The 24,688-nt window shown below is 39.5% G+C and carries 31 protein-coding genes, 4 pseudogenes and 1 riboswitch; of the genes and pseudogenes, 5 read left to right on the forward strand and 30 right to left on the reverse strand.

Annotation, left to right across the window (positions count from 1 at the left end; genetic code table 11):
* Window positions 1-302: 302 nt before the first annotated feature.
* The 8 genes and pseudogenes from DWW86_RS14920 to DWW86_RS17450 all read right to left on the reverse strand — a co-directional run bounded on the left by DWW86_RS14920 (window position 303) and on the right by DWW86_RS17450 (window position 5,958).
* On the reverse strand, window positions 303-1,538 hold the full coding sequence (locus DWW86_RS14920; RefSeq protein WP_117943866.1) for a M20 family metallo-hydrolase: 1,236 nt from the start codon (window positions 1,536-1,538) through the stop codon (window positions 303-305).
* Between the two features lie 133 nt (window positions 1,539-1,671).
* The gene (locus DWW86_RS14925) at window positions 1,672-1,890 is read right to left on the reverse strand and encodes a hypothetical protein (RefSeq protein WP_015541505.1); all 219 of its coding nucleotides are present in this window, start codon (window positions 1,888-1,890) and stop codon (window positions 1,672-1,674) included.
* Between the two features lie 45 nt (window positions 1,891-1,935).
* Window positions 1,936-2,254, reverse strand: a pseudogene (locus DWW86_RS14930) (LURP-one-related family protein).
* A 298-nt stretch (window positions 2,255-2,552) separates the two neighbouring features.
* On the reverse strand, window positions 2,553-3,308 hold the full coding sequence (locus tag DWW86_RS14935; RefSeq protein WP_072522426.1) for a 4Fe-4S binding protein: 756 nt from the start codon (window positions 3,306-3,308) through the stop codon (window positions 2,553-2,555).
* Between the two features lie 227 nt (window positions 3,309-3,535).
* Window positions 3,536-4,120 (reverse strand): sugar O-acetyltransferase, encoded by a 585-nt coding sequence (locus DWW86_RS14945; protein ID WP_117943867.1) that lies wholly within the window; start codon window positions 4,118-4,120, stop codon window positions 3,536-3,538.
* Between the two features lie 53 nt (window positions 4,121-4,173).
* Entirely contained in the window at window positions 4,174-4,989 is an 816-nt protein-coding gene (locus DWW86_RS14950; protein WP_117943868.1) for an alpha/beta fold hydrolase, read from the reverse strand.
* 30 nt (window positions 4,990-5,019) lie between these two features.
* Window positions 5,020-5,457: a hypothetical protein gene (locus tag DWW86_RS14955; protein WP_117943869.1), complete on the reverse strand. Its 438-nt coding sequence runs from the start codon at window positions 5,455-5,457 to the stop codon at window positions 5,020-5,022.
* Between the two features lie 120 nt (window positions 5,458-5,577).
* Window positions 5,578-5,958 (reverse strand): hypothetical protein, encoded by a 381-nt coding sequence (locus DWW86_RS17450; protein WP_286187740.1) that lies wholly within the window; start codon window positions 5,956-5,958, stop codon window positions 5,578-5,580.
* 120 nt (window positions 5,959-6,078) lie between these two features.
* Here DWW86_RS17450 and DWW86_RS14965 point away from each other — a divergent pair, with 120 nt between their 5' ends.
* Window positions 6,079-6,822, forward strand: a complete 744-nt coding sequence (locus tag DWW86_RS14965; RefSeq protein WP_286187741.1) for a PAS domain-containing protein — start codon at window positions 6,079-6,081, stop codon at window positions 6,820-6,822.
* Between the two features lie 36 nt (window positions 6,823-6,858).
* Window positions 6,859-7,107: pseudogene (locus DWW86_RS14970) on the forward strand (ATPase); the annotation flags it as partial.
* A 190-nt stretch (window positions 7,108-7,297) separates the two neighbouring features.
* Here DWW86_RS14970 and DWW86_RS14975 read toward each other — a convergent pair.
* The 13 genes from DWW86_RS14975 to DWW86_RS15035 all read right to left on the reverse strand — a co-directional run bounded on the left by DWW86_RS14975 (window position 7,298) and on the right by DWW86_RS15035 (window position 14,793).
* Window positions 7,298-7,960 carry a hypothetical protein gene (locus DWW86_RS14975; protein WP_117943870.1) on the reverse strand — a complete coding sequence of 221 codons (663 nt, stop codon included), beginning with the start codon at window positions 7,958-7,960 and terminating at the stop codon, window positions 7,298-7,300.
* Window positions 7,961-7,987: 27 nt separating this feature from the next.
* Window positions 7,988-8,413 (reverse strand): GNAT family N-acetyltransferase, encoded by a 426-nt coding sequence (locus DWW86_RS14980; protein WP_015541495.1) that lies wholly within the window; start codon window positions 8,411-8,413, stop codon window positions 7,988-7,990.
* Entirely contained in the window at window positions 8,406-8,609 is a 204-nt protein-coding gene (locus DWW86_RS14985) for a hypothetical protein (RefSeq protein WP_117943871.1), read from the reverse strand. The genes DWW86_RS14980 and DWW86_RS14985 overlap by 8 nt, the downstream gene beginning before the upstream one ends.
* A gap of 211 nt (window positions 8,610-8,820) precedes the next feature.
* On the reverse strand, window positions 8,821-9,030 hold the full coding sequence (locus DWW86_RS14990) for a DUF6219 family protein (RefSeq protein ID WP_008392833.1): 210 nt from the start codon (window positions 9,028-9,030) through the stop codon (window positions 8,821-8,823).
* 72 nt (window positions 9,031-9,102) lie between these two features.
* Window positions 9,103-9,426 (reverse strand): hypothetical protein, encoded by a 324-nt coding sequence (locus DWW86_RS14995; protein WP_004613237.1) that lies wholly within the window; start codon window positions 9,424-9,426, stop codon window positions 9,103-9,105.
* 94 nt (window positions 9,427-9,520) lie between these two features.
* Window positions 9,521-9,805, reverse strand: a complete 285-nt coding sequence (locus tag DWW86_RS15000; RefSeq protein ID WP_117943872.1) for a hypothetical protein — start codon at window positions 9,803-9,805, stop codon at window positions 9,521-9,523.
* Between the two features lie 108 nt (window positions 9,806-9,913).
* On the reverse strand, window positions 9,914-10,090 hold the full coding sequence (locus DWW86_RS15005; protein WP_003864535.1) for a helix-turn-helix domain-containing protein: 177 nt from the start codon (window positions 10,088-10,090) through the stop codon (window positions 9,914-9,916).
* Between the two features lie 476 nt (window positions 10,091-10,566).
* The gene (locus DWW86_RS15010; RefSeq protein ID WP_117943873.1) at window positions 10,567-11,820 is read right to left on the reverse strand and encodes an ATP-binding protein; all 1,254 of its coding nucleotides are present in this window, start codon (window positions 11,818-11,820) and stop codon (window positions 10,567-10,569) included.
* Window positions 11,821-12,140: 320 nt separating this feature from the next.
* Window positions 12,141-12,584: a GNAT family N-acetyltransferase gene (locus DWW86_RS15015; RefSeq protein WP_015514811.1), complete on the reverse strand. Its 444-nt coding sequence runs from the start codon at window positions 12,582-12,584 to the stop codon at window positions 12,141-12,143.
* Between the two features lie 80 nt (window positions 12,585-12,664).
* Window positions 12,665-13,663: a helix-turn-helix domain-containing protein gene (locus DWW86_RS15020; RefSeq protein ID WP_117943874.1), complete on the reverse strand. Its 999-nt coding sequence runs from the start codon at window positions 13,661-13,663 to the stop codon at window positions 12,665-12,667.
* A gap of 149 nt (window positions 13,664-13,812) precedes the next feature.
* Entirely contained in the window at window positions 13,813-14,001 is a 189-nt protein-coding gene (locus DWW86_RS15025) for a hypothetical protein (protein WP_117943875.1), read from the reverse strand.
* A gap of 27 nt (window positions 14,002-14,028) precedes the next feature.
* Window positions 14,029-14,364 carry a DUF3784 domain-containing protein gene (locus DWW86_RS15030; protein ID WP_009319994.1) on the reverse strand — a complete coding sequence of 112 codons (336 nt, stop codon included), beginning with the start codon at window positions 14,362-14,364 and terminating at the stop codon, window positions 14,029-14,031.
* 51 nt (window positions 14,365-14,415) lie between these two features.
* Window positions 14,416-14,793, reverse strand: a complete 378-nt coding sequence (locus tag DWW86_RS15035) for an SdpI family protein (RefSeq protein WP_003864540.1) — start codon at window positions 14,791-14,793, stop codon at window positions 14,416-14,418.
* Window positions 14,794-15,016: 223 nt separating this feature from the next.
* On the opposite strand from DWW86_RS15035, the pseudogene DWW86_RS15040 reads away from it, so the two are divergent.
* Window positions 15,017-15,254, forward strand: a pseudogene (locus DWW86_RS15040) (DUF6061 family protein).
* A 199-nt stretch (window positions 15,255-15,453) separates the two neighbouring features.
* Here the strand turns inward: DWW86_RS15040 and DWW86_RS15045 are convergent.
* Together DWW86_RS15045 and DWW86_RS15050 are read right to left on the reverse strand one after the other, a co-directional pair.
* Window positions 15,454-16,410: a 2-hydroxyacid dehydrogenase gene (locus tag DWW86_RS15045; protein WP_015541479.1), complete on the reverse strand. Its 957-nt coding sequence runs from the start codon at window positions 16,408-16,410 to the stop codon at window positions 15,454-15,456.
* Between the two features lie 32 nt (window positions 16,411-16,442).
* Window positions 16,443-17,786 carry an MATE family efflux transporter gene (locus DWW86_RS15050; RefSeq protein ID WP_015541478.1) on the reverse strand — a complete coding sequence of 448 codons (1,344 nt, stop codon included), beginning with the start codon at window positions 17,784-17,786 and terminating at the stop codon, window positions 16,443-16,445.
* A gap of 208 nt (window positions 17,787-17,994) precedes the next feature.
* Here DWW86_RS15050 and DWW86_RS15055 point away from each other — a divergent pair, with 208 nt between their 5' ends.
* Window positions 17,995-18,453 carry an Lrp/AsnC family transcriptional regulator gene (locus tag DWW86_RS15055; protein WP_015541477.1) on the forward strand — a complete coding sequence of 153 codons (459 nt, stop codon included), beginning with the start codon at window positions 17,995-17,997 and terminating at the stop codon, window positions 18,451-18,453.
* A 260-nt stretch (window positions 18,454-18,713) separates the two neighbouring features.
* On the opposite strand, the gene DWW86_RS15060 is transcribed toward DWW86_RS15055, so the two are convergent.
* Entirely contained in the window at window positions 18,714-19,250 is a 537-nt protein-coding gene (locus tag DWW86_RS15060; protein WP_330392846.1) for a Fic family protein, read from the reverse strand.
* 104 nt (window positions 19,251-19,354) lie between these two features.
* Entirely contained in the window at window positions 19,355-19,561 is a 207-nt protein-coding gene (locus DWW86_RS17455; RefSeq protein WP_044929370.1) for a hypothetical protein, read from the reverse strand.
* Window positions 19,562-19,607: 46 nt separating this feature from the next.
* Here DWW86_RS17455 and DWW86_RS17625 point away from each other — a divergent pair.
* Window positions 19,608-19,790: pseudogene (locus DWW86_RS17625) on the forward strand (hypothetical protein); the annotation flags it as partial.
* Window positions 19,791-19,907: 117 nt separating this feature from the next.
* Here the strand turns inward: DWW86_RS17625 and DWW86_RS15075 are convergent.
* The 5 genes from DWW86_RS15075 to ribD are packed head-to-tail and all read right to left on the reverse strand — an operon-like array spanning window position 19,908 to window position 24,075.
* Window positions 19,908-20,558, reverse strand: a complete 651-nt coding sequence (locus tag DWW86_RS15075; protein ID WP_117943876.1) for an HAD family hydrolase — start codon at window positions 20,556-20,558, stop codon at window positions 19,908-19,910.
* A gap of 15 nt (window positions 20,559-20,573) precedes the next feature.
* The gene (gene ribH / locus DWW86_RS15080) at window positions 20,574-21,038 is read right to left on the reverse strand and encodes a 6,7-dimethyl-8-ribityllumazine synthase (RefSeq protein WP_442973262.1); all 465 of its coding nucleotides are present in this window, start codon (window positions 21,036-21,038) and stop codon (window positions 20,574-20,576) included.
* Between the two features lie 38 nt (window positions 21,039-21,076).
* Entirely contained in the window at window positions 21,077-22,294 is a 1,218-nt protein-coding gene (locus tag DWW86_RS15085; RefSeq protein ID WP_055230843.1) for a bifunctional 3,4-dihydroxy-2-butanone-4-phosphate synthase/GTP cyclohydrolase II, read from the reverse strand.
* An 18-nt stretch (window positions 22,295-22,312) separates the two neighbouring features.
* Window positions 22,313-22,966 carry a riboflavin synthase gene (ribE, locus tag DWW86_RS15090; protein WP_004844978.1) on the reverse strand — a complete coding sequence of 218 codons (654 nt, stop codon included), beginning with the start codon at window positions 22,964-22,966 and terminating at the stop codon, window positions 22,313-22,315.
* Window positions 22,948-24,075: a bifunctional diaminohydroxyphosphoribosylaminopyrimidine deaminase/5-amino-6-(5-phosphoribosylamino)uracil reductase RibD gene (gene ribD / locus DWW86_RS15095; RefSeq protein WP_117943877.1), complete on the reverse strand. Its 1,128-nt coding sequence runs from the start codon at window positions 24,073-24,075 to the stop codon at window positions 22,948-22,950. The genes ribE and ribD overlap by 19 nt, the downstream gene beginning before the upstream one ends.
* 276 nt (window positions 24,076-24,351) lie before the next feature.
* Window positions 24,352-24,466, reverse strand: a riboswitch (FMN riboswitch).
* Window positions 24,467-24,688: the final 222 nt, after the last annotated feature.

Genomic DNA, 24,688 nt, shown 5'->3' on the forward strand with positions numbered 1-24,688 from the left:
AAAGAAAGCTGCGCCACAGCCTTGGCAGGCCATCGCGCAGCGATTTTGTTCAACTTGAATTTGTCTGGCTCTTTACATAAATGGAGTTTCATTTTCACATCAGCCATACAGATTATCTCTTCAATTTTTATACATTCTGATTTGAATTTTTAGAACCAGTTATAAAATATTGTTCTTCGGGGTTATTACAATCTATTTCAAACAGCCGATCTAATTCATAGTTGTCTAAATATGCCGTTTTACTTATATTGGACGAGCCAATAATTACAAAGGCTTTATTATCATTAGCAATGTAATAAAACTTACCATGATAAAAAGGTTTGAGCTGATAATTCTTTTAACACGTCACAAAGCAGTTCAAAACCGGTCTGTATATCCGCTACAGCGGTGGCTTCTGCCGGATTATGGCTGATACCTCCGATACTCGGCACGAAGATCATCGCGGTCGGGAAATGCTTTCCGAATACCATCGAGTCGTGTCCGGCGCCGCTGTTCATATGCTTATACGCGAGATGTTTCTCTTCACAGTGCCGCTCGATCACCCGACTCACGTTCGGATCCATCTGTACGGACTCCAGCCAGTCATTCTGTCGAAGCCGGGTCTGAAAGCCCTTGCGTTCGATGGATTCCAGTGCACGTTTCAGAAGAACCACATCTTGAAGCAGTTCCTCATTGCTACCATCGCGCAGATCGATGAGCAGATTCACTCGATCTGCAATGACATTCTGCATTCCAGGAAATACCTGTATCGCGCCATAGGTAAGGGTGGCAGAAGGGGCCTGCGCCATCATCTGACGGGTAGACTCTGTGATAAATTCCGCAGCAGCTACCACAGGATCGTGCCGTAAAGACATCGAGGTGGTACCTGCATGGTTCTGGCTTCCCTGAATGGTCAGCTCATAGTTGACGATACCGACGATACTGTCCACAATACCGATCTGCTTCTGCTCGCTTTCAAGCACCGGTCCCTGTTCGATATGCAGTTCTACGATTGCTCGAATATCGTCACGTTTCACGTTTTTCAGCGCTTCCGTCTGATACCCGGCAGATACCAGTGCTTCACGAAGTGTGACGCCATCACGGCTGAGCTCCTCGAGATCCTCTTCTTTCAGCGTGCCACAGATTGCGCGGCTCCCCTGACAGCCGGATGGAAAACGACTGCCCTCTTCTTCCATCAGACCCCCCACTTCCAGGCTGTGTTTCGGAACGAAGCCCGACTGTTTGAGGTATCCCAGCGCTGCCACACCAGTCACAACGCCCAGTGCGCCATCATATTTTCCACCGTTCTTTACGGTATCCAGGTGGGATCCCGTCAATATGGTTCCAGGTTCTGTCCCCGGAAGCCGTCCATACACGTTACCGATCGCGTCCTCTCTGTATTCAAGCCCCAGCTCCTCGATCCACTCACGCAGGATGTTCTTCGCGATTTTGTCTTCCAGAGTATACGCTGCACGCCAGATCTCTCCGTCGATGCGCGTCGCATCGGCCAGCTGACACAGCATTTCTTCGATTCTTACTCCCGCTTCGTTTTTCATCATAAATGTCACCTCATTTCATAGTTTGTTTTCTTTCAATATTTCTCCGTATTCTTCTCCTACGCGACCTCCCATTGCGTATAATCAGGTATGGCATGCATCGTTTTCATGACAATACATCCCCCTTATCCAATGTCTAATATTCTTTTGCAATTTCCTCTGTTATCTCATATATCTCTTTGAATCTTTCTAGGTCCTCTGGAGATCTGATCAGCATGATTTCTTCGATTTTTCCGTTCTGTATGTCTTTGAACCCTGCTACTTCTTCTCCAGTACAAATACTTGCACGAATAACAGGTTTCATATGTTCTCTGTCATATGTTTTTTTCACGATTTTCTTTTTGAATAATCCCATGCTACCTCCCCATCTCCGAATATCTTCGACAATAAGATCAACTTTTTAATTCCTGGAACATTTTTCTGCATCAATCGCAAGTACAAACATCAGCGCATCCAACGCATTTCCCGAATTCTGTACATCAATAACATAAGTATCTGTCATATGAAACAGTTCTTTACTAACCCGTGCAATTGAATAACCGCTTCGATCAAGAATGCTATAATCCCATTCCTACTTCGTTTCCATAGGCATCATAAATTACAAGTTTATGTCCCCAGGACAGCTGACCTTTTACTACATAAACAGTGTTGCCTGCTTCATCATAGATATCATAGCTGACAAACCATGAAAACAGCCTTTGTTTAAATAATAGCTTCATAACTTTTCACCACTCTCTCCAACAGATATAATTGGTTCTTTATAAGTACCATAATACCATGCCGGAACACCTTAAAAAATATGTAAATCGAAGAATTAACCCATCTTATTTCACGGATTATGATAAAACATAGATTTCCGGCTATAAATCTCTACTTGTTCACAAAAAGATATAAAAAAGACCATCTACTGCTTGTTTACGGTAAATGATCTTTTCATTGCAATATTTAATTAAATATCATACTGAGCCGATTGTTCACGTATCAATTTACATGTTTCTCATTGTATTGCTCGCCCTATTATAAATACAATTTATTTTCCTTCCTACCGGAACAAACCTTCTTCATTTTCAGTCCAGCGATAAAACTGACAAGCTTACTGTAATTTCGTGCTTTCTTCGGACAGACTGCTACACAGTGCATACAAGAAATGCACTTATCCTTATCGGTCATCTTTGGATTTTCCAACGGAATGGCACCTGCCGGGCATTCTTTTGCGCACAGACCGCAGGAAGTGCATTTTCCATTTGCAACAGGTTTGAGCGGAACACCACCATATTCTCGATATGGTCTGTTTCCCGGAAATGCAGGTGTACTTTGTGCTTCGCTGTTTTGCATAATCTTTGCGGCAAATTCCAGCAATTCCTTTTCATCCTGCCGATCCGGGCGTCCGGTTCCAAATTGGTGCATCAGGGAATGCTCTGCGACAGCCTCCATTCCTGCGATACATACAAATCCTGATGCCTCCAGAACATCCTGTAGTTCCAATAGAGTATCATCAATCATACGGTTTCCAAATACTGCCACAAGAATTGCTTTCGTACCATCTGCCTTTACTTTGCGGAACATATCCGTTACAACTGATGGAATGCGTCCACCGTAAGACGGTACAGCAACCAAACATAGGTCCTTTTTTTCAAATTTCACCTTCATGAGTTTATCTGGTTCTTTAATTAGATCGATTTCTTCAGCATCCAGCTTCGTCCCTTTCGCAACAATATCTGCTACTTTCTCTGTGCCCCCTGTCGGGCTGAAAAATATGTTATAAAATCTCATAATGATCCTCCTACTGATTCCGATTTGTTTATTGTCCTTTTATAACGGTTGCATCATTTCAAGAATAATTCCATCAGGATCTCGGAAGTAAAAAGCAATCGATCCAAATCAGAGACCGTTAGCCCTACATGATAAATTCTTCCAACCATATATATTCCTCCTACAATTTCTTCATTTCGTAAAACTTGAATTTATTGGCTTGGCTATGCAAAATATAACATCCGACTTTATTTGTTTTCTTTGATTACTCTGCAGGGATTTCCAACTGCAATTACATTGTCTGGAATGTCTTTCGTTACAATACTGCCTGCTCCTATTACGACATTATTTCCAATCGTAACACCGGGCAGAATAATAGCGCCACCGCCAATCCAGACATTGTCGCCGATAATAACAGGTGCTGTTCCTGTTTTACAAAACTCAAACGAGCCATCCTCTTTCGGCTCACCGAAACGCTCCCCTGCATTTGTCGGATGAAATGCTGTATAAATCTGCACGTTTGGTGCAATCAAGGCATTATCCCCAATACGAATTATATTGTCATCCAAAAAAGTGCAATTCATATTTACTTCGCAGTTATTCCCAAAATAAATATTGTTTCCATAATCCACATAGAACGGCGCAGTAATCCACAGATTCTTCCCTTTCCCACCAAGCAGTTCATTCAGAATTTTTTCTTTTTCTGCAGCATCTGAAGAATTAGTTTGATTATAATTTCTTGCCAAATCTTTGGCTTTATGCCACTGTGTCAACAGCTCGGCATCCCCACAGTCATAAAGCTGACCTGCTAGCATTTTTTCTCTTTCAGTCATAATTACCTCCTGCAAATACCGATTTTTCAATTCAAATAACTTTAGGTTGCCTCTCATAAAATATTTGAGAAGAACTCTTCTAGTAAACTATTGATCGTCTCCGGTTTATCTGTATTAGAATTATGACCGGCCCCTTCAATCCACTTTAAAGGAATTTTCGTTTTTCGATGCCATTCTCTGTTATACCTTATGCATGAACCGGCATGATCCTTTGTACCACATATCAACAGGGAAGGACATTTGATTTCATATGGCAGATCCTTTTCCATTGCCTCTGCCAGAATACGAAACCCATGCCCGGCAATTTGGGCATAACGATGCTGATCACCATCATAGACTAGCATCATTTCCTTCATCAGATTTCTGCCATAATCAGAAGTTGCAACTCCCTCGGTTCCGGATTTCAAAAGCAACTTCCATAGGTAATGTGCATATACTGGTTCCATTCTTTTCAGAAGCCAGATCTCCACTGCTGTCACATAGTTTCTCTGGAGCGGTGCTGAATCAATGGAAATAAAACCTGCCAGCCGGTCAGGATACAATTGTGCATAAGCCTGTCCCACATATCCTCCCATTGATTGACCGATTATAATTGGTTTTATGATTTCTTCTTTTTCAAGAATCCCATTCAGCCATTTTGCCTTATCAAACAGATCAAATTCAAACCGAAACGGCCAGGAAGAGGCATGAGCCGGTGCATCCCATACAATAATATTATATTTTTCCACGAAATGCTCAACCTGTTTATCAAACAGTCTATGGTCAGCAGTCAGCCCCGGAAGAAATACAAGCGTCGTTGTATCCAAACTCAGAATACTTGACCAATAGTGAATCGTTCCACAAGGAGTTTGATATGTACTTTCTTTCAACAAGTTCACCTCCACAATTTCCTTGCATTATTAATTCCCGTAGTTCTCCTCCCAGTAATCATAAGCATCATCATATCCGCCATCATAATTTCCTCCACCAAATTCCTCAGCCCAGTCATCAGCGAAATCATCCGGATCATCATAATTATAAACATCATAGGAATCGTTTCTCCGGGATGAATAAGAATTGCTGTATGTATTGTATGAACGCGATGGAGTACTCTTTTTTCCAGAAGAATAACTTCTTTGGGAATTTTCATATGCTCCTTCTCTTTTCATCGCCTCTTCATAAATACTGTTAATATGCTCCATGCAATAGTTTGTTCCCCAATCCTTTTTGTTCCAGCATCCCGGTTCATCACAGTAAAGATCCACTACCTTCAATGTAATTATGATTATCAGCTCAACAGTAAAGATTACTGTCGCTATAATTTTAAAAGTCTTTGAATAAAAAAATCCGGCAGCCACATATCTCTTCTCCTTTATCTCTTTTATCTAATTCTGATGTTATCAGTTTACATCAAATAGCAGTGCATAAATCCGCACAACCAACGGATTTGCCAGAACTAGTAGTTCTAAAGTATACTTTCACGATATCATTTCTAATACAGATTTTACCGTACTTTTTAATCTCAGTCCATCCTTTATGCCCAGGCGATAGAAAAACTCTTCTGTCTCTGCTCCGCTGGCAAATATTTCATCGCAATACTTCGTAAGCACTTCCTCTTGTTCCGGAGACAGTGTTTCCAAAAGCTTCTGGTATTCCTTCTCTATATTTTCATTATATGGCCGTGTATCTTGATTTGATTTCCATTCAGAATATGCTTTGCTCATACGATTGGAGATCATCTTATCAACAGACTCCTCTACGTCTTTTGACACCTTTGAGGGAGACTCTTGCTTTTGAACTTTTTCGTTCTTCGCTTTTTCAAGTGTTGACTCGTCAATATAGTGAATAATTTCTCTCAAATTCGACTTCATATGGATTATGCACAGTTCGTTCTTTTCATAAAACCTATTCTGTTTTTCGACTTCTGTGCTATAATGCTTTATTATAAAAATTCCCATGGACAAAACGAGGTGAACCAAGTGAAAAAACAAACACTTGTGCCTCTTATCACCTTTTTACTGGGCATATGCCTTGTTAGTTTGATTGTATACAAAACAGACACCCACGAAAAAGAGCAGAGACACATAACAGCACAATTACAGCTGCAGAAATTCACCAAACTTCCTAAATCATTCTCATACCATGGTAAGGAACATGCATTTTATATTTCTCTAGGATATGCAGAATATCCAACATTTGCATCCAATCGTTCACAACTCATGCGCTGCGCAGATGCCGCTCTTTATGAAATAAAACTTCATGGAAAAAATGGATGTATGGTCTATAGAGAAGGACTTCGGTCAGGTGCCCGCAAACAACTTGGATTCGCATTCAAGGATATCTCTGAACATCTTCCAGGTGCATTCATCATATACAGAGCTGACAAGGAAGATGATGAACTATTTTTTGCAAATGATGAATTTCTTCATATGTCTGGATATAAAGATATAGATGAACTGTTCAGACTTACTGAGAAAAGTTTTCGCAACTTGATTCGTGAAGATGAACAGCAACAGATAGAATCAAGTATCTGGGAACAGATTGACAATGGCAATGAAAATGACTATATTCACTTTCATCTTCGAAAAGCTGACGGAACTTATTTTTCTGTTCTTGATCATGGAAGAATTGTAGAGAGCCCGCAATACGGGAAAGTATTTTATGTATTGTTCATGGATTGGGAAGATATGCATATTCGTTACAATGATAAATTCGCAAGATAAAATATTGCAAAAAACAGAGCGTATGATCTATTTTCATATAATGTTTATATCGGCAAGCTCTATCAAAAGGAAATCGACTTTGTTGCTCAGAGAAGCAACGAGAAGTTTTATATTCAGATCAGCGACAACATTTCCGGGCAGGAAACATTTGAGAGAAAATGCTTTCCGCGGCTTCAGATTCGAGATGCTTATCCGAAAATGATTATTGCTAGAACCAAACATCCCCAATATAGCTATGAAGGAATCGTAATTCACGATATAGCCGATTGGTTACTACAAGAATAAGCAAGGCTAAATATCTCCAGCATTCTCTTTTGAAATGATGGAGATATTTTTATTATGACGGAGATTGCAGATGAATTCAGACGAAGCATCCTACGAAAAGAGTTTTATATAGATGTACTGAACTGTGATCCGATGTCTTTTTGACAAGGAATGCGAACTGACAAATGCTCATTTTCACAAAAATAAGAATTTATGAACTCAAGTTCGTTACCAGTGACGAATATCTTTTTGTCTTATTTTTAATATCTTCCTCAGTAACACCATAATAACTGTATAAATCTCTGGATATTTTCTTAAATTTTTTCATTACCGCCTTATTTCCTGAATAAGACATTCCAAATATATTCCAAGTATAATCTATCTCCATTTCAAGAAAATCATCATCGATTCTTATTTTATACAAATGAAAATCCATAGGAATTATACTATCGGGCATTTCAGCAATCATTTCATTTCGAGTCTTTATTTTACCCAAATACTCTTTGACGGATGCTTCATTAGAAAAATCCGGTACCGAAATATCCTTCATTTCACCCAAAAGTTCTGGTTCATATTGCAAAATCAAACTCTCTTTTAGACATTTTATTTGTTCAATATATTCTCTATCAGCGGGAGCAGTTTCGGTCAATTCGTATTTATCTTTTGCATACTGCACTGTTTCAGAAAGAGAATGCGGATTTGCAACTATTGTCTTCTCTACTTTTTTTCTCTTATATCTATATATGCTATTTTTGATTCTAATCTTTAATGGTTGCTTTTTTGAATGTCCTGCTATAAAAATGCTTGTAGGACCATCTGCACCACCTATGATTGAAATCGCATTTTTACTTTTTTGTTTCATTCGCCTTTTCATTTGCCTTTTCCTCACAAATCCCGATTTCTATTTTTGTTTCCATAGCATGGTGTACTCTTTTTCACCAGTAGCTTCATCCAAACCTTCACATTGAATAATGAACCCTTCTCTTTGGTAAAAAGAAATTGCTCTGGCATTCTTCTGATATACATTTAATCGTAAGCTGACTTTTTTATCCTTAATATAATCCAATAAAAGCTTACCTATGCCACATGACTGCATTTCATCAGAGACAAAAATACCTTCGATATATTCATCATTTAGTCCTACAAATCCTTGTATCATTTTATCTGCTTCAAACACATAGACTTCGGATTGTGACAGCATTTCTTTTACTAATTCATAATTACTTTTCCAGTATTGATTGGAAATAAAATAATGTGCTTTCAGATTTGTCTTTAACCATATGTCAGCAACTCTATCGATATCTCCGTTCAGCAACTTTCTAATCATAACAAATATTCTCCACAACTACATCCTTTATGCTTTTCTCTTTTTTCCATTCTATCACAAGCTCACCATTAATCATCAATTTTTTGATATTTTTTCTTTTCCCCCACTGTAAAACAGCCTCTGAACGTTTCGTTATATAGAGGGATACAAATAAGAGCAAGATCCACCCATGTTTAACAGTATTGCCGTTTGGCATCCTGTTCTCCTATGGGATTTATCTTGATGGGGATCTCCCCATACCCTCTCAATAACAGACGTTTCACTTGTGGATCCTTAACAAACTTACCGAAGAAGAAAATTAATAATATATTTGGTGGCTACACCCCCAAGCCCCTGTAGAATAAATAACGCCAGTACTGGATATCAAAAATCCCGCACCGGCGTTATTTATTAAAATATTTTGTTTTTTAATCTTCAACACTCTCTACTGAAACTTCTTTTTTCTTCCTACTTTTACCAGAAATCATCTTGTGTCCTGTATAAATAGCCATAATCATGCAAAGCAAAGAACTTGCTGCAAAGTACTTATGGCCTTCTTTTGATCCCTTATAACCTGTATAAAAAGTTCCAAGCATTGTAATCAGTGCACCGATAGACCAATATTTATGTGATTTCATTCAGATACCTCCTGCCGTTTTTCTTAATCATATACCTTTTAAAAGATATATACAAACTGGAATTTGACTTGCCTATTTTCTTAAAATCTCATGTGGAGCTTCTATTTCATTTGCCAAGGTATGCTCTGTTAATTCTGACATCAATTTCAATTTTTTATTAATCAATGGTCGCATACAATTAGGAACATGTTCCTGATGCGCTCTGTGGATTGCTACACATTCCTTACAGTTTCCGTGATAACGACAGGCTTTCAGGCAAGGACAGTGATCTTTGTCTTTATACTCCTTACGAAATTCCGCTGCAAATTCTTCTTGCAGTCTCAACCCCTCGACACGGTTTCCCTTATGAAATTCTACCATTGCATCCAGTTCTTTCTGGTTCCCTTCAATCTTCATGTTATTATAGCGCCTCCATTTCAACTATTCCTCATTTTCTGATAAATTCCGATTTGCACTTCAAATCGTTTTCTTTATTCTATCATAGCATCCATTATTCCGCCATCAGTCTTTCGAACCAGGTATCCATGACAATGATAAACTGGTCTGCTCCTGGCAATTCTTGCAGCATTTCGTCAAGAGTTTTCTGTTTCACATATTTCTGCACATACACCCAACAGGCAACGCTACTGGCTTCTGATACAATGTCAGCTATGGTTTTGCGCATAAGCTCTTCAAATTCAGTAATTTCTTCTTTTGGGACAACATCATACAGTGTTGGTGCCTGATGACTTAATTTTACGCCATTTTCATTTGCATCTTTAAGCAGATTCTTCACTTCCTGTCTTTTTAGTGTTAGTGTTTTTTTCTTATATCATATCTCAAATCCAGATAAAAATTTAGGATGTCGATGCAGACAAAATCTGCCTGATCAACACCCTGTTTTTTACTGTTCCAAGTTATCGAGCCAGTCATCGAAACTCTTCTTTGAGATACGATACTTTCCGCCATCCAACTGGATCCACCGGAATTCCTTTTTCTTCAAAAGGTTATAAATAGTAGGTCTGCTGACTCCTAAGATTTCCTGTAACTCTTGAACTGTATAACATCTTTTCTCTGACATTTCTTTATCCTCTTTTCTTTGAAATATGAAAGAAAAATTATCCCTTCATATAACGAAACGCTCAGAGCATGTTTTACAGTGGTCAAAAGCAAATTTTTTTACTTTTTTTCCTACGAGTCTTCTTGCGAGTTTTTTAATACCACTCGTAAGAAACTCGTAACATTAAATTTTTCAGTAAAGAAAAAGAGCATATGGAATTGAATCCATACACTCTATGATTACTGGAACTTTATTTCATTTTTAATTCAACAAACTTTTGTTTATCTCGTTCTTAAGTTCATCTTTATTCTCGTATGTTCTCACTATCGGAGTCGTACTCTGTCTGTTCTACATAATCTGCGAAACAGTCTCGTTTGTACGGATAAAAAAATAAACTGAGCCACGGCTGTTCCAACATGAAATCAGCCGTGGCCTTATTTATATCATTTCACTCTTTTTTGAAATAGAACAACACCACAGCAACAACTCAAATCGACTTAAAATTCCAGACTATTCGCATTCAGCAAGAAATACTTCATTCCCATGATGACAAAACCTTCATCATTTCTCCAAGGCTTTTTGCTGCCATTTACAATGACGATCTTCTTAAAAGAGTCCGGGATATTACGCAGAGAATTGAACTCCTGCGTCTGTTTTTCTTCCGAAGTCATGTCATATGCAACCTGGATATAGTATCTCTGGTTTCCTTGATTCACCACAAAGTCAACCTCCAACTGCTTGCGAACACGTTTGCCCTCTTTATCCTTATCGAAGATATCCACGACACCCACATCAACATTGTAGCCACGGATCAGCAGCTCGTTATAAACAATGTTCTCCATGATATGAGTAGGCTCCTGCTGTCTGAAATTCAGACGTGCATTTCTCAGTCCCAGATCAGTAAAGTAGTATTTCAGATTTGCACCGATATACTTTCTGCCCTTAATATCGTATCGGCTTGCCTTGGAAATCAAAAAGGCATCTGTCAAATGGTCGATGTGCTTGGAGATGGTTTTATTAGTATAAGTCATCTGGCGCTCACTGGCAAAGGTATTGGCAACCTTTGAAGGGTTGGTCGGTGCGCCGATTGCAGATGCAAGCACATCAACCAGAATCCCAATCTCATCCACGTTCTGAATCTTATTTCTTTCAATAACATCCTTCAGATAGACATTTGCAAAGATGTTCTTCAGATAGTCCGCTTTCTGTCGTTCGCTCTGGAAACTTACGATCTGCGGCAATCCTCCGTAGATCATGTAGTCATCCCAGGCATCATCATAATTGCCGTCATAGACAGAATAAAACTCTGCAAAGGAGAGAGGATAGATTCTAATCTCATCACCTCTGCCACGGAACTCGGTCACAATGTCGCTGGACAGGAACTTGGAATTACTTCTGGTGACATACACATCAATATTGCTCATGCGGAGCAGGCTGTTCAGCACTTCCTCAAATTGTGACATAAACTGCACTTCATCAAGAAGCAGATAGTATTTGCCATCGTCTTTCATGGCATCTTTGATGTACTTGAAACACACCTTAGGATCTCTTAGTTCCTCATTTTCAATACCGTCCAATGCAATCTCAATAATATGATCAACATCAACGCCGTTCTCCAGTAAGTATCTCTTAAAGATGGTAAACAGCAAAAAGGATTTGCCACATCTACGAATGCCGGTAATCACCTTTATCATTCCATTATCTTTTCGCTCGATCAGCTGCTGTAGGTAAGCGTCTCTTTTAATCTCCATCGTTATACTCCCCATTTCCGTGCATCTGCACACTTTTTAGTAAAGAGGTTCTATCACAGAATGACCTGAATTTCAATATGTATTCCCATTTTATGTGCATCTACACACTTTTATGTAATGTTGATAAATATATTTTCAGATTTTTTTGATTGCAGTGTCTATAATCGACTACTCCAATCGTTATTATAGGTAAACAACAAAAAGGAGATTCACTCCTGTTGCTAATCTGTTACTGGAAGAAATAAAAAAGATCATCGTTTTACCATAATCGTGAAACGATGACCTTTTTGTGATTTGAACACAGCAAGACAAACTGGAAGTTATAAACATCTTTGCAAATATACCATATCTATTAACTGTACACCACACTCATAAATTGGGTGGTCATAATTGTCCGTAAAGAAATTCGGAATATTGTGAGATCGGACAAATCCGCATTTTTCATAAAACGGTACGGTCAACGGGCTGTCACCTGTTCCAACCTGCAAAATAGAATATTCATCTGCATATTTACTTGCAAGGAAGTCAATCAATGCTTTCCCATAGCCCTGTCCTTGATTCTGAGGATCAACTGCAATATTTTTAATTTCAAGTATTCCATTATCTTCATCAGTAACGACACATTCAGCTTTTACATTACCATCTTCAAGTACATACATAGTACCTTTTTCAAGATAGTGATCAATCATATTTTCCTGCTCATCAGCTAATAACAATAATGCTATAAATTGCTTTTTATTCTCATTCACTTCTCGGATTTTCATATTTATTACTCCGTCAAACTTGAATTTCTGGATGCGTATAATATGCGGAAAATAAACTTAACTCCATCTTAAATATAGTGCTAAGTTTCACTGCCATTCTTTAACACCATTTTCACCACACCAAGCAATGCTGCAAACAAAACACCAGCAACCGGCCATACAATCCATGTAATATCCCAGCTCATCGTCCAGAAGCTCCATGCAAGGTAAATCGCTGTAGTCAAGCACCAATATACACCAGAAAACGTGTCAGTCTTTTTCTTAAACAGTTTTTCTTCTTTTGTATATTCGCCTTCCTGAAGAAGGGTATCGTAACTGCTTTTTACCATCCCAACACGAACCAACAGATTCACTCCTATTGCAAGTATGAATAGCAGTAATCCAACGGAAAGACCACAGTAATAGTCGGACGCTTCCATAGATTCGGCAATAATTGTCGGAATCACTGCCAGTATACAAAGCACTACCCCAACAGCTGTTCCTCTGATAAAAATTGGTTCATAGGAATCTTTTTTTTCTCGTACCATTCCAGATACACCATACTCTGTTTCAAAGCATTCTTTTTCAAAATGTTCCATATGTGATTCACTCATTCCATATGTAATAAACAAAAAGACGGCTGCCGCAACCATTCCAAGCAAAAAAACACATCCAAATACTGTTGCCAGAGATTCCGAAACATGAAATACGCTATCTTCTGCCATTGTCACAAGAACAATCAATAATATTGGACTTAAGATACACATACTTGTTGCATTTGCCACTACTTTGGATCCATTTCTTTTCATGTCAAGAAATTCATTTGCATTCTCCATAGTTATTTTTTTCAACGGTTCTGCATAGCTTTCAGTACTTTCGTGATAGGTGATATTTTCTGCTTTCATTTCATCTTTTAATAGGTAATCTGTACTAACACAAAATAGCTCCGACATCTGTAAAATTCTTTGCAAATCTGGAACAGCTCCTGCACTTTCCCACTTAGATACTGCCTGTCTGGATACGCCCAACTGATTGGCTAGTTCTTCCTGTGACCATCCATTCTTTTTTCTTTCCTCTGTAATCTTATCAGCTAAAATCATTTTTTTCTCCTTTTGCAGATTTTATGAGCTCAATATAACAGTTTTGCTGTTTGCATTCCACCATTTCAGGCTGTAAATCTGTCAACCAGCAGTTGCAAATCACAAAAGAACTCTATGAATTCCGATTTTCCAACAATACAAGCAGGAAATTATTTATCATCTGTATTGTTTTCCTTTTTCTTATGAGTCGAACCCAAGCAAAGAAATGAAGAACCAAGACATAACCATATTATAGCCATAGAACTTTCATTTCCACTCGTAAAGCCAATAGCTGACGCTATGAAAAACAGAACTGATGCAATGTAAAATAAGATTGATTTGTTTATTCCTTTTTTCATAAATAAGCATCTCCTGCAAACAATAATTTATTTTAATAAATATTTTTTAAACGCTTTATGGTTATCAAAGTGGACTTCTCTAAAAAACAGAACTAACCAAATAATATAGGTTGGTATAGCCATATATGGGGTTAAAAAGCAGGATAATGTCGCTCCTGCTAACATTATAACAGTCCATATGAAGCACTGATTTCTTATATCACGAGAGATCTGAGCTTTATCATACATTGCCTGTTCTTCTTTAGAAAATGAATTAAATCCTGAAACAAATTTAGTTGCTTTTTCCTTAAAAATCGCAAATAACACACCTATAATTACAAATGGTATAACCAAAATTATACATGACCAAAATCCTATATTCATAATACATACCTCCTCTTAAAATACCAATTTCTCAGTTTCAAAAACTTGAATTTATCGTCTTGTTCCATTCTTATCAAAATTCTTTTTTAATGCTATTTCTGTTGGGAGAATAGATCCAATTAAAGGAATAAGTTGAACACCACAGATAATTCCTCCTATACTCCCAACACAATCTTCATTTTTTCCAATTACTAAAAGCATGAATATTACTGTTATCGGCAACATAACCATTCCACAGACATACCAAACTTTACCACAATATTTATGAGCAAATTCCCATGTGTCTTTGTTCTTCATAGACATCGAAGTCCGATATCCAAATACTGAATTTATTTCCTTTGGAGCCTTTTTCATAAAATATCTTCCAAAACCAATCATCGTAAATGGAAGAAGCAAATCCATAATCAACATAAAAATCCAAAACCCCATTGTAAACCTCCTTTACTACAACTTTCGATTGAGCTTTCCCTTATTGTTTCCCTTGTGTTATATCGTCCCGCCAGTGTTTACGAACTCTGATAAGGGAAAATACAAGACCAAGAAAATTATGTAAAACAGTATAACACAAAATAAAAGTGACATGGTGAACTGATTGAAATGCTTCTGATTTTTGTAGCAAATAATTGATTGAACGATAAGGAGATAAAATACGATGAGAACAATATTTGCAGAATATAATCCCGGACGAAACAGCATTGATGTTTATATCAGTGCAGGCTATATGCTTCGCATTGACTGCTGGAAAGCAGAAAAGAATTTGAGAACCACACCCGGATCAGATTGTGCATTAAACACACTTGCCATTGATGAACCACTAGAATATGCGAGACTGTATCTTGATGGAAATTTACAGATGTGGGGTAGATGCAGAAGATTCCTTGACATTATAGTAATGTTCAAAAAACGCTGAGAATAATTTCTTCTCAGCGTTTCTGACGACTATTCGGACTTATTTTTTCCAGTAATTCTATTGTTTATGTTATTCCTGCTATATTGGAAGAAGATATCAAAGCACTGACTTATTGATTGTAATTATATTTTTTTCACTCTGCAAACCCGGAAGTTATATCATCACTTTGCTGCCAGATACTATAGACCTGATACAACGTTGATCGGATTCCCTTCCATAAACTGCTTTATATTATCCGCCAGAATAGAAACCAACCGCTGTCTTGTCTCAAGACCTTTCCATCCCATATGTGGCGTCAAAAGGACATGATCCATAGTATAAAGAGGGTTGGTTTCTTCAGGTGGTTCAGTTTCCTGAACATCAAGTCCGGCTCCTGCAATCGTACCATTTTCCAATGCTTCTATAAGAGCAGTCTCATCAATAAGTGCACCTCTTGAAGTATTAATGATAAACGCTGAGGGCTTCATAAGTGATAAAGACTCTTTGTTTATCATATGTTTTGTATTTTCCGTCAATGGGCAGTGCATGGAAACATAATCACTATTCTTGAGTAATTCCTCAAGCGACACATAGCGAATCCCCTTCTCATCCTCTCTCGGTGTCCTGGTATATACAAGTATGTTCATATCCAAAGCCTGTGCGATCTGGATAACTTTCCTGCCAATGTGTCCTGCACCTATAACACCAAGTGTTTTTCCATTTACCTCAACATGCGGAACCTGAAGATTTCTGGTAAAATTGTCATGATTTCCGCATGCCAGCATCTTCATCTGTACCTGCATTGCAGAACTCAGATTCAATATCATCATGATCGCAGTATGTGCCACACGTTCTGTGCTGTATGCCGGGATATTGCAGACTGTAATCCCCTTCTTTCGTGCTGCTTCAAGATCAATATTATTATATCCTGTACCTGCCTCGCAGATCAGTTTAACAGATTCCGGAAATTTCTGTATCATTTCTGCACTCACAGGCATCTCCTTTGTTACAATGATATCTGCACCCTGAATACGCTCTGACAGCTGCTGTTCTGTTGTATCATCATATACTGTAACATCAGAAGATAAAACGGAAAAATCCAGCTTCCCATCAAAATTCATTTTCTTTGCATTCAATACTACACATTTATCGTTCATACTATAAATTTCTCCTTTTAAATTACTTTAGGCTATCGGGATTGCACCTCTTTATCAGTCGGCCATGATCTCCGAAGAGCCACATAGGATATTAAAAAGTTTGCAAACCAACCTGCTGGTACAGCAAGCCAGACAAATACAATGCCAAAACGCGGTGCACAAATCAAAGCAACCGACAGGCGGATCGCCAGATTCACCATATTTGCAATAAGGAACGGGCGCATGATTCCAAGACCACGAAGAACCCCATCGGTTGCCATTTTGATTCCCATAAAGATGAAGAAGTAACCGAGCCATCTCATATAACCCTCGGATACCTGATAAGCCAGGGCAGTTCCATCTTTACCAAGGAATAGTGAGGAAATCTGAGTATGCAATGTTTCAATGACTATAAAAGCAAGAACTGCAAAACATACATCTAACACCAGTGCAGCATGATATCCTTTTTTGATCCGTTCAATTTTCTTTGCACCAAGATTCTGGGAAACATATGGGGAAACCGCATTGCCAATGGATACAAAAATCAATGAAAAAACATTCTCTACCCGCATCGTCGCCGCATACCCCGCAAGTGCCTGTGTACCGAAAGGATTTACAACAGCCTGTACGATCATCATACCGATGGACACTGTAGACTGCTGAAGAACCGAAGGTACAGCAATTTGAAGCATGGAATATAACTCCTGCCTGTCAAACCAGTCAAAGCGACTTTTATATCGACGCATCCGGCTAAGGAAAAGAAAAAGTGAAAACACCGCAGAAATCCCCTGTGCTATAAGAGTCGCAAGGGCTGCACCAAACACACCGAGACCAAGTCCGGCCACCATCCAAAGATCCATAAAAATATTTAAGATTGACGAGAATACCAAGAGTCCCAGTGGGATTTTTGATTCACCAATGGAAGTAAACATGTTGGAAAGAATATTATACATAAACAGAAACGGAAAACCCACAAAATAGACCCGCAGATATAACACTGCATCATTCAGTATATCGCCAGGGGTTTGTAATACCCTCATCATCGAGTTGGAAAAGCAAAAGCCAAAAACACCAAGGACTATGCTTAGAATTAAAAAGCTAAACAAGGACGTTGACACGATGGTCTTCATTTTTCCATACTCCCTGGCACCGAAATAGCGGCTCACGAGCACACCGGCACCGACACCTGCTCCCAGTGCCACACAAATGAAAACATTGGTCAGCGCTGCGCAGGCCCCGACAGCTGCAAGTGCAGAGGAGCCAACAAATTGGCCGACGATGATAGAGTCAGCCATATTGTATATTTGCTGAAAAAAACTGCCCAAAATCATTGGCATTGCAAAAACCGTCAACGCTTTAAGAGGCGTATCTGTGATCAGATATTCATCTTTTGACATTATCATATTCCTCCAAAGCCTTTATAATTTCACTTATTTTTTTCTTCACCAGAATCTATTCCATAGATTCAAAACGCAAGTTTTAAATTACGTTATGAAACAATTATATGTAGTTACAGCTGCTAAGTCAAGCCCACGTTTACTTTCAGCTAAATAAATGATATGATATTTAATATCCGGAAGATATTATTTTACAGGAGGGACACTTATGTACCTGAACGGTTTAGATGAACTGGATCAGAAAATCATCCAGTTGCTTATAGAAAATGCGCGTATTTCTTACTCTGATATCGGTAAAGAAACCGGTATTTCCAGAGTGGCAGTAAAAGCCCGGATTCAGGCTCTGGAGAAACAAGGCATAATTGAAGAATATACAACTATAATAAACCCTCAAAAGATCAGCGGTGCTGTTTCATGCTATTTTGAAATCGAGATAAAACCAGACCATCTGTCGCAGGTGACAGATATATTACATAATAATGATACTGTCACGCAGATTTACCGTGTCACAGGAAGAGACAAGCTGCATGTACATGCCGTTGCTTCATCAAGTGATGAAATGGAACACTTCCTGCACACAGTCATTGATACACTTCCCGGCGTTATCAGCTGCAGCTGCAATACGATCTTATCACGTATTAAAGATATTAAAGGATTACGGCTATAGAAGCCGACATAAAAGGCAATGATTTTTGCTAAGAAAATGCCGGTTTTGACTGGCAAATTTATAAGCTGCTTTCATATTTTTAAACACGGACATAACCAGTAGATGAACCTGCACCAACTTTTGCGATATACCCACTCTTAACCAGATTCGTCAAAGTCCTTTCCACGGTAATTTTGCTTATATCAGGACAAAGCTCCATGATTTCTTTCTTTGTAATTTTGCCAACCTTGTTATCAATAACCGCTTTAATTCTATCAGGCTTAGAAAGACTCCGATGCTTCAAGGAAGCGAGTGCAAAGTTCTTCCATCGCTTCAGCAGTCTGAAATGCGGGAACTGGAATAAAACGTGTCTTCTGATGACCCTCGGCATCTGTTTCTGCAATTACATTATCGGAATTCTTATAACTTCCACCAGCAGATCCCTGTGAATAGGAGTACAGATCTCGATGTAACTGCAAAATAATGTTCGGTCTTGGATCGATATATTCATAGCCTTCGTGAATTGTGGAAAGTACTTCACGATAACCAGCAATTTCCTGCTCAGATCGGTTGCGGGGTTCTGCTTTTTGACTTACCAATTCTTCCAAACGCTTATCGCTTGTAAATATACCTTCGATTCGGTTGGATGCTCCCGTACTCTGAATCAATGCAACTTCTAAGAGTGTTTTCAATTCATCTACATTGGCTTCGAGAAATAATTCCTGTTTGCCTTTATGTTCATGGATGCTGCTAACCATCTGAACAATTTCAGGTGTTAACAATTTTGCAGGACTTACAATAGAATCAAAGTCTCTCATAGGAATCTCCATATACACAATAAATATCCTCATTTTATCCATATATTATATCGTTTTATGAATTGTTTTTTCACTAAATTACACTATTTTTTCACTATTTTTCATTACTTCATCGTTTTCGCCAACGAATTGAGCAACGCCCGCCTCTCTGGATTCAGATTCTTTTTCTCATAAAATGCTTCTTTAAAAAGCTCTGCATTTTTCCTTTGGTCATCATCCGGAATATGAGAGTACGCATCCGTAATCATATTGACCTGTGCATGGCCGGAATCACCCTGTACTGCTTTGATATCAGATAATGGTACACACAAGCACGGAAAACACTTTATGCAAAATCTTCCACAGTAAAATCTATAAATGATCCGCAAAGGCAAAGGAAACCGACAGTTTACCATGTTTGGAATTATGGCAGTTCTTTTAGGAAGTGGAGATGCATTCCATCTGGTTCCCCGTGCAGTAGCGCTTTGTACAACTGGACTTGAGAACTTTACTGTACAGATGGGGTTAGGAAAGTGGATTACCTCTATCACTATGACTATCCTAAAATCATCCCCGCCTCAGAATTTGCAACAAGTTGTTGCAAATTTTCTATATCCTTTTATTTTACAGAAGTACTTATTTTTAACTTTTTTCCTTCAGATTTTTATATTGCAAAAATCATATCACCATCTGCAGTATATCCTCTATATGTTCTGCATAATAATCAGCCCCATTCAGTTCCCCTTTCTCACCATATCCATACAGGCATCCTATAAAAGGGCTTTTGCAGGACCTGGCACATTCCAGATCCTGTCTCCTGTCTCCGACTACCAGATAAGGGCCACTATATTCCCGGATGATTTCCTGCACAATTTCTGTCTTTGGACGGAATCTGTATGATTCACAGTCAAAAAAACGATCAAACCATCGTTCCATCCCAAATTCCTTCCAGTGTGCCTCACGATATGAAGCTTTACAGTTACTTAAGATCACAAGGTGATATCCCCGGTTCTTCAAAGCTGTTAGCATCTCCTCTGCTCCCGGATACCACACTGCCTTATGTTTCCTGATCTGTCTTACCATCAGATCTCCTACCATCCTGCTTGCCTGCTCTTTATAGCTCTGATCCAGTTCCGGCAAAAATGTATTCCACATCTCCTTACTGTTAAGTCCCAGCCAGCCGGCAATTTCCACCGAGCCTATCTCCCGTTCTTCGGTAACCTTCTGTTCTGTCAGCCACTGATAGGTTTCACGAAATGCCGGTTCATAGATTCCAAGGGTATGATGGATCGTTCCATCATAATCGAATATGATCGTTTTTGTCATCATTTATTTTCCTGTCTTTTAGAGCTGCTTCATCAGATTGACCATCTCAATCGCAGATAATGCACAATCATAGCCTTTATTTCCCGCTTTGCTTCCTGCACGCGCAATAGCCTGCTCGATATTTTCAGTCGTGATCACTCCGAATAAAACCGGGATTCCTGTTGCAAGTTCAACCTGTGCGATTCCCTTGGCAGATTCATTACACACCAGATCATAATGTGAAGTATCTCCACGGATGACAGCTCCAACGCAGATAATTGCATCATATTTTCCTGACTGTGCCATCTTCTGTGCTGTAATCGGAATCTCAAATGCTCCCGGTACCCATGCTGCAGTAATGTTCTCTTCTTCTACTCCATGTCTTACCAGTCCGTCGACTGCCCCTCCCAATAATTTATTCACAATAATTTCATTGAATCTCGCTGCCACGATACCAACCTTCATTCCCTCCGGTGCTACTACTTTTCCTTCTACTAAATTGATCTGTCTCATTTTTTCTTCCTCCTGATATTTGCTGTTTTTTATAAATTTATTTCTTTAAAAATATGACCCATCTTTTCCTGCTTCGTCTTCATATACTTCCGGTCATACTTTTGTGCCGGAATCTCCAGAGGTACTCTCTCATTGATCTTCAGTCCGAATTCGCCAAGTCCATAGACTTTATCCGGATTATTTGTCAGTAATCTTAATGATTTCACACCAAGGTCTGACAGTATCTGTGCCCCGACCCAGTACTCTCTGAGATCCGGTGCAAACCCTAACTTCACATTAGCCTCCACAGTATCGTATCCCTGCTCCTGAAGCGCATATGCTTTGATCTTATTGATCAGTCCGATTCCTCGGCCTTCTTGTCTCATATACAGAATGATTCCTCGGCCTTCTGCTTCTACCTGGCGCATCGCTGTCTGCAGCTGCAGGCCACAGTCACATCTGAGCGATCCGAATGCATCCCCTGTCAGACACTCCGAATGTACCCGGCAAAGCACATCCTCACCATCTCCCAGATCACCTTTTACCAGTGCCAGATGATGCTCTCCTGTAATATCATTGATATAACCATACATTTTAAAATCACCGTACTGCGTCGGGAGGTTTGCAACGGCTTCCTCCTTTACATGCTTTTCATGTATTCTTATATAATCCTGCAGATCACGGATCGTAATAAATGTAAGGTTATGCTCTTTTGCCATTTCCCATAGCTGTGATGTACGCATCATAGTTCCATCTTCTTTCATAACTTCACAGCACACGCCGCATTCTTTCAGTCCGGCAAGTCTCATAAGATCTGTTGTTGCCTCTGTATGGCCATTTCGTACCAAAACCCCGCCTTTTCTGGAAATAAGCGGAAACACATGTCCCGGTCTTCTGAAATCCTCCGGTTTTGACTGATCATCCACACACTTCATGATAGTATAGGAGCGCTCTTCCGCAGAGATACCTGTGGTTGTATCTGCGTGATCTACTGCCACGGTAAATGCTGTACTGTGATTGTCCGTGTTCTCCGCAACCATCGGCGGAAAGTTCAATCTCGCCGCAATTTCTGCACTCATCGGTGTACAGATAAGACCCTTTGCATAGGTCGCCATGAAATTAATATTTTCCCTGGTCGCAAACTCTGCCGCACATATCAGATCTCCCTCATTTTCTCTGTCCGGATCATCTGTGACCAGAACTATTTTTCCTTCCTTAAGATCCCTAAGTGCTTCTTCAATTGTGTTGTACTGATAATTTTGTGACATAGTGTATATCCTCCTGTTCTAAAACCCGAATTCTTCAAGAAACTCCATCGTAATTCCGGATTCTTTTTTCTCTTCTTCGTTTTTTCTGATGCCAAGCAGTTTTTCTACGTATTTTCCGATCACATCATTTTCCAGATTAACCAGATCCCCCGGCACCTTTTCCAAAAGAGTGGTTTCTTCTCCTGTATGTGGAATGACCGACACCTGAAAACCAGCTTCATCAACCCTTGCAACTGTCAGGCTGATCCCATCAATACAGACGGATCCTTTTTCCACGATCAGATGCAAAATCTGTGGCGATGTCTCAATTGATACCCAGATGGCATTTTCTTCCCGGAGCATGGAACGTATCACGCCAGTCCCATCAATATGGCCGCTTACTATGTGTCCCCCGAACCTGCCGTCTGCAGCCATTGCACGTTCCAGGTTTACCTGGCTTCCGGCCTTGCAGCTGCCAAGACTGCTTCTTCTGATCGTCTCTGCCATCACATCGGCAGTAAATCCGTCCGGCTGAATCGACGTAACTGTCAGACACACACCATTCACAGCGATACTGTCACCGATCCTTGTCCCTTCCAGGACTTTCCGGGCTTTCACTGCCAGAATCCCTGATTCCCCTGTCAGCTGTATATAACGGACTTTTCCTTTCTCTTCTACGATTCCTGTAAACATGATTCCTCCTGTTTTTTATCACACACCTGACATTTTATCCGGATATCCTCACCGATCTGACAGATATCTGTATATTTCAGTTCCACTGCTTCAGACGGCAGTTCAACTCCAATACCCTCTACCGGTGTCTTCCCAGCCACACCGCCAAACAGCTTTGGTGCCACAAAAGCCTGTACTTCCTTTACAATTCCAGCTCGCAGTGCACTGTCATTTAACGTACCTCCTCCCTCCAGGAGGATGCTGTCAATGCCTCTGTTTCCAAGATCTGCCATCAGCTTCTTAAGGTCTATCTGATTCTTTTCGTCGGGACAGTAAATGGTTTCAACTCCCATGGTATGTAATATTTTTATTTTCTCTTTTGCATTTTTCTGTTCTGCATAAGCCACGATCGTCCGGTACTTTTCCGCACTTTTTACAATCTGACTGCCCGGCGGGATCCTGAGCTTACTGTCACACACAATCCTGACAGGACTTTTCCAGCCTTCTACCCGGACGTTTAACATCGGATCATCTGTAAGCACAGTTCCAATACCAGCCATGATTCCCATGTACTGATGCCGCATATGCTGTACTTCTTTTCGTGCAGATTCTCCGGTGATCCATTTTGATGCTCCTGTTTTCGTTGCGATCTTCCCATCCAGTGTCATGGCATACTTCATTACCACATAAGGGGTCTTCGTAGTAATATAATGGAAAAACACCGGGTTCAGCTGATCACATTCTTCTCTCATAAAATCTTCAACTACTGTTACACCGGCTTCCCTTAACATCTGTACACCTTTTCCTGCCACTTTCGGATTCGGATCTCTGGAACCGATCACCACTTTTCTGATCTTCTGTTCAATGATCGCTTCCGTACATGGAGGTGTTTTACCATGATGACAGCAAGGCTCCAACGTGACATAAATCACCGCACCTTCTGCTGATTCTGTAAGAGAAGCAATTGCATTACGTTCCGCGTGAAGTTCTCCATACTTTTTATGATAGCCTTCCCCGATGATCTTTCCGTCTTTTACGATCACTGCCCCTACCATAGGATTTGGATTCGTCCAGCCTTCTCCTTTTTTGGCCAGTTGAATAGCCCGAAGCATATATTCCTGATCCGTCATTTCTATTCCTTCTTTCTTATTCCTGTTCTTTGCCTGGGCTACGCCGAGGCTTTTAAACATGTGCAATCGGATTCACAGACAAGTGAATGGTATAGTTATTTCGAAAACGATGTACCAGATACAAAAAAAGCCTGCAGAAATATCTGCAGGGTGGAATTGATCTGTTACATATGATTGATAAATGAATGTCTGATTTTCCTATATAAAAAGCTCTGAAATGGATCACCATCTCAGAGCTCTGATACTACATTCATTCATACAAAAAATCAACTGTACTATCATCTTCTTCCATCCAGACTGTACTGTCGGCCCCGGAATCTCACCGGATCATGCCTCTCGGCTCGCGGGCTTTACCGCCGGTAGGGAATCTCACCCTGCCCTGAAGATATCTTTTTGTTTATTTTAATACTTTATTTGTTGTTTGTAAAGCAGAATTTTTATTTTACTTAGTTTACTGATGGAGATAGAATATCCATATACACAATAAATATCCTCATTTTATCCATATATTATATCGTTTTATGGATTGTTTTTTCATTAAAATTACACTATTTTTTCACTATTTTTCATTACTTCATCGTTTTCGCCAATGAATTGAGCAATGCCCACATCT

The sequence above is a fragment of the Ruminococcus sp. AF17-22AC genome (assembly GCF_003460065.1).
Taxonomy (GTDB): Bacteria; Bacillota; Clostridia; order Lachnospirales; family Lachnospiraceae; genus Blautia_A.

Bases quoted from the DNA above. Each gene is read 5' to 3' on its own strand.
- DWW86_RS14920 (WP_117943866.1), bottom strand. From the start codon at position 1,538: ATGATGAAAAACGAAGCGGGAGTAAGAATCGAAGAAATGCTGTGTCAG.
- DWW86_RS14925 (WP_015541505.1), bottom strand. From the start codon at position 1,890: ATGGGATTATTCAAAAAGAAAATCGTGAAAAAAACATATGACAGAGAA.
- DWW86_RS14935 (WP_072522426.1), bottom strand. From the start codon at position 3,308: ATGAGATTTTATAACATATTTTTCAGCCCGACAGGGGGCACAGAGAAA.
- DWW86_RS14945 (WP_117943867.1), bottom strand. From the start codon at position 4,120: ATGACTGAAAGAGAAAAAATGCTAGCAGGTCAGCTTTATGACTGTGGG.
- DWW86_RS14975 (WP_117943870.1), bottom strand. From the start codon at position 7,960: ATGAAAAGGCGAATGAAACAAAAAAGTAAAAATGCGATTTCAATCATA.
- DWW86_RS14980 (WP_015541495.1), bottom strand. From the start codon at position 8,413: ATGATTAGAAAGTTGCTGAACGGAGATATCGATAGAGTTGCTGACATA.
- DWW86_RS14985 (WP_117943871.1), bottom strand. From the start codon at position 8,609: ATGCCAAACGGCAATACTGTTAAACATGGGTGGATCTTGCTCTTATTT.
- DWW86_RS14990 (WP_008392833.1), bottom strand. From the start codon at position 9,030: ATGAAATCACATAAATATTGGTCTATCGGTGCACTGATTACAATGCTT.
- DWW86_RS14995 (WP_004613237.1), bottom strand. From the start codon at position 9,426: ATGAAGATTGAAGGGAACCAGAAAGAACTGGATGCAATGGTAGAATTT.
- DWW86_RS15005 (WP_003864535.1), bottom strand. From the start codon at position 10,090: ATGTCAGAGAAAAGATGTTATACAGTTCAAGAGTTACAGGAAATCTTA.
- DWW86_RS15010 (WP_117943873.1), bottom strand. From the start codon at position 11,820: ATGGAGATTAAAAGAGACGCTTACCTACAGCAGCTGATCGAGCGAAAA.
- DWW86_RS15015 (WP_015514811.1), bottom strand. From the start codon at position 12,584: ATGAAAATCCGAGAAGTGAATGAGAATAAAAAGCAATTTATAGCATTA.
- DWW86_RS15020 (WP_117943874.1), bottom strand. From the start codon at position 13,663: ATGATTTTAGCTGATAAGATTACAGAGGAAAGAAAAAAGAATGGATGG.
- DWW86_RS15025 (WP_117943875.1), bottom strand. From the start codon at position 14,001: ATGAAAAAAGGAATAAACAAATCAATCTTATTTTACATTGCATCAGTT.
- DWW86_RS15030 (WP_009319994.1), bottom strand. From the start codon at position 14,364: ATGAATATAGGATTTTGGTCATGTATAATTTTGGTTATACCATTTGTA.
- DWW86_RS15035 (WP_003864540.1), bottom strand. From the start codon at position 14,793: ATGGGGTTTTGGATTTTTATGTTGATTATGGATTTGCTTCTTCCATTT.
- DWW86_RS15045 (WP_015541479.1), bottom strand. From the start codon at position 16,410: ATGAACGATAAATGTGTAGTATTGAATGCAAAGAAAATGAATTTTGAT.
- DWW86_RS15050 (WP_015541478.1), bottom strand. From the start codon at position 17,786: ATGTCAAAAGATGAATATCTGATCACAGATACGCCTCTTAAAGCGTTG.
- DWW86_RS15055 (WP_015541477.1), top strand. From the start codon at position 17,995: ATGTACCTGAACGGTTTAGATGAACTGGATCAGAAAATCATCCAGTTG.
- DWW86_RS15060 (WP_330392846.1), bottom strand. From the start codon at position 19,250: ATGAGAGACTTTGATTCTATTGTAAGTCCTGCAAAATTGTTAACACCT.
- DWW86_RS15075 (WP_117943876.1), bottom strand. From the start codon at position 20,558: ATGATGACAAAAACGATCATATTCGATTATGATGGAACGATCCATCAT.
- DWW86_RS15085 (WP_055230843.1), bottom strand. From the start codon at position 22,294: ATGTCACAAAATTATCAGTACAACACAATTGAAGAAGCACTTAGGGAT.
- ribE (WP_004844978.1), bottom strand. From the start codon at position 22,966: ATGTTTACAGGAATCGTAGAAGAGAAAGGAAAAGTCCGTTATATACAG.
- ribD (WP_117943877.1), bottom strand. From the start codon at position 24,075: ATGACGGATCAGGAATATATGCTTCGGGCTATTCAACTGGCCAAAAAA.